Annotated in this window: 2 protein-coding genes; both read left to right on the top strand. The window is 71.6% G+C overall.

The features are described from left to right. Positions 1-105: 105 nt before the first annotated feature. A complete protein-coding gene (locus tag SPR02S_RS58710) occupies positions 106-1,323 on the top strand; it encodes a cytochrome P450 (protein WP_019065465.1) in 1,218 nt (405 codons plus the stop codon). Between the two features lie 305 nt (positions 1,324-1,628). Continuing rightward, positions 1,629-7,029: type I polyketide synthase (locus SPR02S_RS54490; protein WP_019065464.1), on the top strand; the 5,401-nt coding region annotated here is incomplete at its 3' end.

The raw sequence follows: 7,029 nt of genomic DNA, 5'->3' as shown, positions 1-7,029 counted from the left end.
ACCGGGGCCTGAGGCCGGCCCCGCCCGGTCCGCCCCGGTGCTCCGCCGTACCACTGCCCGCGGCCCCACCATCACCGTGAATCAGGCAACTTGAGGAGTCATCGCATGGACGCTAACGAGATTCTGGGGGAACTGCTCACCCCCGAGGGCCGCGACAACCCCTATCCCCACTACGCCGCCGCGCACGGCCTGGGTCCCGTCGCCCCGCTCGGCGACCAGCTGTGGATGGTGCCCGGCTACGACGCGATCAACCAGACGCTCCGCGCAGGCGAGTTCGGCCCCTGGGACGACCGCTACAACCGGCTGTTCACCGCCGCCGAATGGAAACTGCACCCCTCGGTGATCGCCCTCACCAACAGCATCCTGGACACCAACCCGCCCGACCACACCCGCATGCGCGACGTGATGGCCCGCGCCTTCAGCGCCCGCCGGGTCGCCGCCCTCGAACCCATGGTCCGGACCATAGCCAGGGACCTCCTCGACGAGATGGCCGACGCCACCTCGGACGGCTCCTCCGTCGACTTCATGGACCGCTTCGCCTTCAACCTGTCCGTCGGCGTGGTCGGTGAACTCTTCGGCATGCCCAAGGAGGACTGGCCGCGGTTCAAGCAGCTGGCCAACGACTGGACCCTGGTGTTCGAGGTGACCCCGACCGAAGAGGACACCGCCATCGCCGACACGGCCTACGCGGAGTTCGAGAAGTACTTCCAGGACCTGGTCGCCAAGCGCCGCGTCGAACCCGGCGACGACCTCGTCAGCGCCGTCGTACAGATCACCGACCAGGAGAACGCGCCGCTGACCGCCGAGGAACTCGTCTGCAACCTCGGTGTGGTGCTGGCCGCCGGCATCGAGACGACGACACACATCTTCGGCAACGGACTCAACCTCCTGTTCCAGCACCCGGAGGTCGCCGCCGGGCTGCACGCCAAGGAGATCGAGGCCGACAACTTCGTCGAAGAGGTCCTGCGCTTCGACTCGCCCGTCCAGCTCATCGCCCGCGTCGCCCGCGAAGACGCCGAGATCGCCGGCACCCGGATCCCGATGGGCGAGTGGGCCCTCCTCGCTCTCGGCGCCGGCAACCGCGACCCCAAGCGCTACACCGACCCCGACCGCTTCGACCCGACCCGCACCGCCATCCAGCCGGTGTCGATGGGCGCGGGCATCCACCACTGCCTCGGCGCCCCCCTCGCCCGCCTTGAGGGCACCGTCGCCTTCACCGAACTGCTCGAACGCTTCCCGAACATCGCGCCGGCCGGCGAGCCGACCCGCCGCGACCGCCTGACCATCCGCGGCTACGAGAACCTGCCCGTGACCCTCAACTGACCTGCCGGGCGCGGCGCCCGCCCCCTTCGGGCGCCGCATCCGACGAGCCGCACGCGGCGGCCGGCCCACCGGGCGGCCCGGCCGGCCGCACCTCCGAACCGATCCCGGCTCCCGCCCCGGCACCACGCCGGGTCCGACACCGCCCGCCCGTCCCACGGCACACACTCCCGCAGAACATCCCCCGGGAGACGGCCCACCCTCCGCCGTGCGATCGCACACACCGGACAACCACAGGCCCCCCGCCGTCCGGGCGGGACGGCGCCCCTTGTCAGACATGGCCTCGTCGGACCTCTGTGGAGATAGTGATGACTGAATCCCTCACCGGCAGCGGACCGGAAATCGCCGTCGTCGGCATCTCCTGCCGGCTCCCGGGAGCCTCCACCCCGGAGGAACTCTGGGAGCTCCTCCTCGACGGCCGACACGCCATCGGGAAGGCGTCCGACAGGAACCGGACAGCGGGTCCGGACGGCACCGACTGGCCGGGCGGATTCATCGACGACATCGACGGGTTCGACGCCGCGTTCTTCGGAGTCTCACCCAACGAGGCCGCCGCGATGGACCCGCAGCAGCGCCTCATGCTGGAGCTGTGCTGGGAGGCACTGGAGGACGCGGGCATCGTCCCCGCCGACCTCGCCGGCAGCCGCGCGGGCGTTTTCGCCGCCAGCATCGCAGGCGACTACGCCACCCTGATGGCCCGCAGCCAGGGAGACATCTCCCGCTACACACTGACCGGCCTCAACCGCGGCATCATCGCCAACCGCGTCTCCTACACCCTGGGCCTGCGCGGACCGAGCCTCACCGTGGACTCCGCGCAGTCCTCCTCACTCGTCTCCGTCCACCTGGCCGCCGAGAGCATCCGCCGAGGCGAGACCGACCTGGCCCTCGCGGGCGGCGTCAACCTCATGCTGGACCCGGGCACCACCGCCATGACGGAACAGTTCAACGCCCTCTCCCCGGACGGGCGTTGCTACACCTTCGACGTCCGCGCCAACGGATTCGTCCGGGGCGAGGGCGGCGCCGTCGTCGTACTCAAGGCAGCCGACCGGGCCCGCGCCGACGGCGACCGGGTGTACGGCCTCGTCCTGGGCAGCGCCGTCAACAACGACGGCCTCACCGACGGCCTCACCGTGCCCAGCGAGCAGGCCCAGCGCGACGTCATACGACTCGCCGTCCAGGCGGCCGGAGTCCGCCCCGACGACATCCAGTACGTCGAACTGCACGGCACCGGCACCAAGGTCGGCGACCCCATCGAAGCGGCGGCACTCGGCGCCGCCCTCGGCACGGGCCGACCGGCGTCCGAGCCCCTGCACGTCGGCTCCCTGAAGACCAACATCGGCCACCTCGAAGGCGCGTCCGGCATCGCCGGACTGCTGAAGGTCCTCCTCAGCATCGAACGCCGCCAGGTCCCGGCCAGCCTCAACTTCCAGACCCCCCACCCCGCCATCCCGCTCGCCGAACTCGGCCTGAGCGTACGCACCGAACAGGGCCCCTGGCCCGACGAGAAGCGCCAACTCGTCGCGGGCGTCAGCTCGTTCGGCATGGGCGGCACCAACTGCCACCTCGTCGTCGCCGAGCCGCCCGCAGCCGAGCCGAGCACCCCGGCGGCGATCCCCACCGACCACATCGCTGCACACGCATGGCCGCTCTCCGCCCGCACCGCACCCGCACTGCGGGCCCAGGCGGGCCGGCTGCGCGCACACGCCGAGTCACGGCCCGGCGTCCCCACCGCCGAGACCGGCCTGTCCCTCGCCACCACACGCCAGCCCTTCGAGCAGCGCGCCGTCGTCCTCGGCACCGGCCACACCGAGTTCCGCTCCGGCCTCAAGGCCCTGGAGGCGGGAGACCCCGCTGCCAACGTGGTCGAAGGCACCGCACGCGCGGTCGGCGGCACGGTGTTCGTCTTCCCCGGACAGGGATCGCAGTGGCCGGACATGGCCCGCGAACTCCTGGACACCTCACCCGTCTTCGCCCAGCACCTCACCGACTGCGCCCAGGCACTGGGCGAGTACCAGGACTGGTCCGTCATGGACGTCGTGCGCGGACTGCCCGGAGCCCCGTCACTGGACCAGGGCCATGTCGTACAGCCCGCGCTGTTCGCCGTGATGGTCTCCCTCGCCCGCCTCTGGCAGGCACAGGGCGTCACCCCGGCCGCCGTCATCGGACACTCCCAGGGGGAGATCGCCGCCGCGCACATCGCCGGCGCCCTCCCCCTCTCCGACGCCGCGGCCGTCGTAGCGCTGCGCGGCCAGGCACTCAAGGCGGTGGCCGGACTCGGCGGGATGGTGTCGGTCGCCGAACCGGTCGACGTGGTCCGCCGCCGGCTCACCGGCTACGCCGGCCTCCTCGGCGTCGGCGCGGTGAACGGCCCCCACAGCACGGTGGTCTCCGGAGACCCCGACGCGCTCGCGGAACTGCTCGCCGCCTGCCGCGCCGACGGCGTCCGCGTCCGCGAGGTCCCCATCGACTACGCCTCGCACTCCCCGCAGGTCGACGTCATCGAGGACGACCTCCTACGGCTCCTCGGCTCGATCCGCTTCCGGCGCTCCGACCTCGCCTTCTACTCGACCGTCACCGGTGGCCTGCTGGACACCGCCGAACTGACCGGCGCCTACTGGTTCCGCAACCTCCGCCAGACCGTCGAGTTCGAGTCGGCCGTCCGGGCCGCCCTGGCGGACGGCCACCGCGCCTTCGTCGAGACCAGCCCGCACCCCGGACTCGTCGGCAGCATCGGCGAGACCCTGCGCGACGCGGAAGTCAACGAATCACTCGTGACCGGGACACTGCGCCGAGGCCACGGCAGCCTCCGGCAGTTCCTCACCTCGGTCGGCCAGTACCACGTCCAGGGCGGCACACTCCACTGGAACCCGGCCCCGGACACCGCACACCCACACCGCACCGCCCTCCCGACCTACGCCTTCCAGCGCGAGCGCTACTGGTTCAGCACCCCGGACAGCGCGGACGACCGCCCCGCCACCCCGGCAGGAACGGTCCTGCCACGACCGGCCGCACCCGAACAGCCCGCCAGGCAGCCCGCCGCCGAACCCGCCGCCCGCGCCGAGGACTTGGTGAACCTCGTCCAGAAGGCCACCGCCATCACCCTCGGCCACGCGACCCCCGACGCCGTCGACGTCACCCGCACCTTCAAGGACCTCGGACTCGACTCGGGCGCCGCCCTCGAACTGCGCGGCAGGCTCGCCGCCGCCACCGGCCTCGAACTCCCCGACACCCTCGTCTTCGCCCACCCGACACCGGACGCGCTCGCCCGCCACCTCCGCACCGAACTGTCCGGAGACACGGCCACCGAAGCCCCGGCCGGCGAACCGTCGGCCAGCACCGAACCCCTCGCGATCGTCGGCATGGCCTGCCACTACCCCGGCGACGCCAACTCCCCCGACGCCCTGTGGAAACTGGTCGCGGACGGCCGTGACGCGATCGGCGAGTTCCCCGCCAACCGCGGCTGGGACCTGACCGCCCTCTACGACCCAGCCCGCGCCCGGTCCGGCACGTCGTACACCAGGAACGGCGGATTCCTCTACGACGCCGACGAGTTCGACCCCGGCTTCTTCGGCATCAGCCCCCGCGAAGCCACGGCCATGGACCCCCAGCAACGCCTCCTCCTCGAAACGTCCTGGCAAGCACTGGAGGACGCCAGCATCGACCCCACCACCCTGCGCGGCGGCCAGGTCGGCGTGTTCACCGGCGCCATGTCCCAGGACTACGGCCCGAGGCTGCACGAACAGGCGGACGGCTACGACGGCTACCTCCTGACCGGCAACAGCCCGAGCGTCGCCTCCGGACGCGTCGCCTACACCCTCGGCCTCCAGGGTCCCGCCGTCACCGTCGACACCGCGTGCTCCTCCTCCCTGGTCGCGATCCACCTGGCCGCGCTGGCCCTGCGGGCGGGCGAGTGCTCACTGGCCCTGGCCGGCGGCGCCACCGTCATGGCCAGCCCGGGAATGTTCGCCGAGTTCAGCCGACAGAGCGGTCTCGCACCGGACGGCCGCTGCAAGGCCTTCGCGGCGGCGGCCGACGGAACCGGCTGGGCCGAAGGCGCCGGAGTCGTCGCGATCGAGCGGCTGAGCGACGCCGAACGGCACGGCCACCGCGTCCTCGCGGTACTGCGCGGCTCGGCGATCAACCAGGACGGCGCCTCCAACGGCCTTACCGCACCGAACGGGTCAGCCCAGCAACGCGTCATCGGCCAGGCCCTCGCCGCCGCCGGCCTGCGCCCCGACGAGGTCGACGCGGTCGAGGCCCACGGCACGGGAACCCGCCTCGGCGACCCCATCGAGGCCGAGGCACTGCTGGCCACCTACGGCCAACACCGGGACGCCGAACGGCCGTTGTGGCTCGGCTCCATGAAGTCCAACATCGGCCACACCCAGGCCGCCGCAGGCGTGGCCGGAGTCATCAAGATGGTCCAGGCCCTGCGCCACGAGGTGCTGCCGCCCACCCTGCACGTGGACTCCCCGTCCGCACACGTCAATTGGAAGTCCGGCGCGGTCAAACTGCTCACCGACCCCCAGCCGTGGCCGGCCGGCGAGCGCGTCCGCCGAGCGGGCGTCTCGTCCTTCGGGATCTCCGGCACCAACGCCCACGTGATCCTGGAGGAGGCTCCGGCGGTCCCCTACGAGTCCGAGCAGCAGCCCGAGAAGAGCAGCCTTCCTGCCGCACCCGTGCTGCTGTCGGCGAAGGACGAGGCGGCACTCCGGGAGCAGGCGGGCCGATTGCGCGAACACCTCGTCGCACGCCCGGAGTTGGCCCTGCCGGATGTCGCGTATGCGACGGCGACCACGCGAGCACAACTGGACTACCGAGCCGCGATATCCGCCACTGACCGTGAGGGACTGCTGGCGGGCTTGTCCGGGCTGGCTGTGGGCGAGCCGGGTTCGGGGTCGGCTGTGGGGCGGGTGGTGTCGGGGAAGACGGTGTTTGTTTTCCCTGGGCAGGGTGCGCAGTGGGTGGGTATGGCGGTGGAACTGCTGGATTCTTCCGTGGTGTTCGCGGGGGAGGTGGCGGCGTGTGATGTGGCGCTGGGGCGGTTCGTGGACTGGCGGGTCGAGGACGTGTTGCGTGGGGTGGGGGGTGCGCCGTCGCTGGAGCGGGTGGATGTGGTGCAGCCTGTCCTGTTCACGGTGATGGTGGCGTTGGCGGCGTTGTGGCGGTCGTGTGGTGTTGAGCCGGATGTCGTGGTGGGGCATTCGCAGGGTGAGATCGCGGCTGCGTATGTGGCGGGTGGTCTGTCGTTGGAGGACGCGGCGCGGGTGGTGGCGTTGCGGTCGAAGTTGGTGGGTGAGCGGTTGGCGGGTCTGGGTGGGATGGTGTCGGTGGGTTTGTCGGCGGTTGAGGTGGCTGGGCAGATCGGGGAGTACGGCGGCCGGGTGTCGGTGGCCGCGGTGAACAGTCCGCAGTCGGTGGTGGTGTCCGGGGAGCCGGGTGTGCTGGAGGAGTTGCTGGCCGGCTGGGCGCGGGATGGGGTGCGGGCGCGGCGGGTGCCGGTGGATTACGCCTCGCATTCGGTGCAGGTGGGTGTGTTGGAGGAGGAGTTGTTGCGGGTGCTGGCGCCGCTGGAGCCGAGGGCGGGACGTGTTCCGTTCTATTCGACGGCGCAGGGCGGGTTCGTCGGTACGGAGGTGTTGGACGGCGGTTACTGGTATGCGAACTTGCGCGGGCAGGTCGGATTCGCGGAAGCCGTAAAGGAGTTGG

It is taken from the genome of Streptomyces prunicolor NBRC 13075, from assembly GCF_000367365.1.
Lineage (GTDB): Bacteria > Actinomycetota > Actinomycetes > Streptomycetales > Streptomycetaceae > Streptomyces > Streptomyces prunicolor.
This window is presented reverse-complemented; position numbering and strand designations above follow the sequence as displayed.

Coding starts and splice junctions, on each gene's coding strand:
- SPR02S_RS58710 (WP_019065465.1), top strand. CDS start 106: ATGGACGCTAACGAGATTCTGGGGGAACTGCTCACCCCCGAGGGCCGC.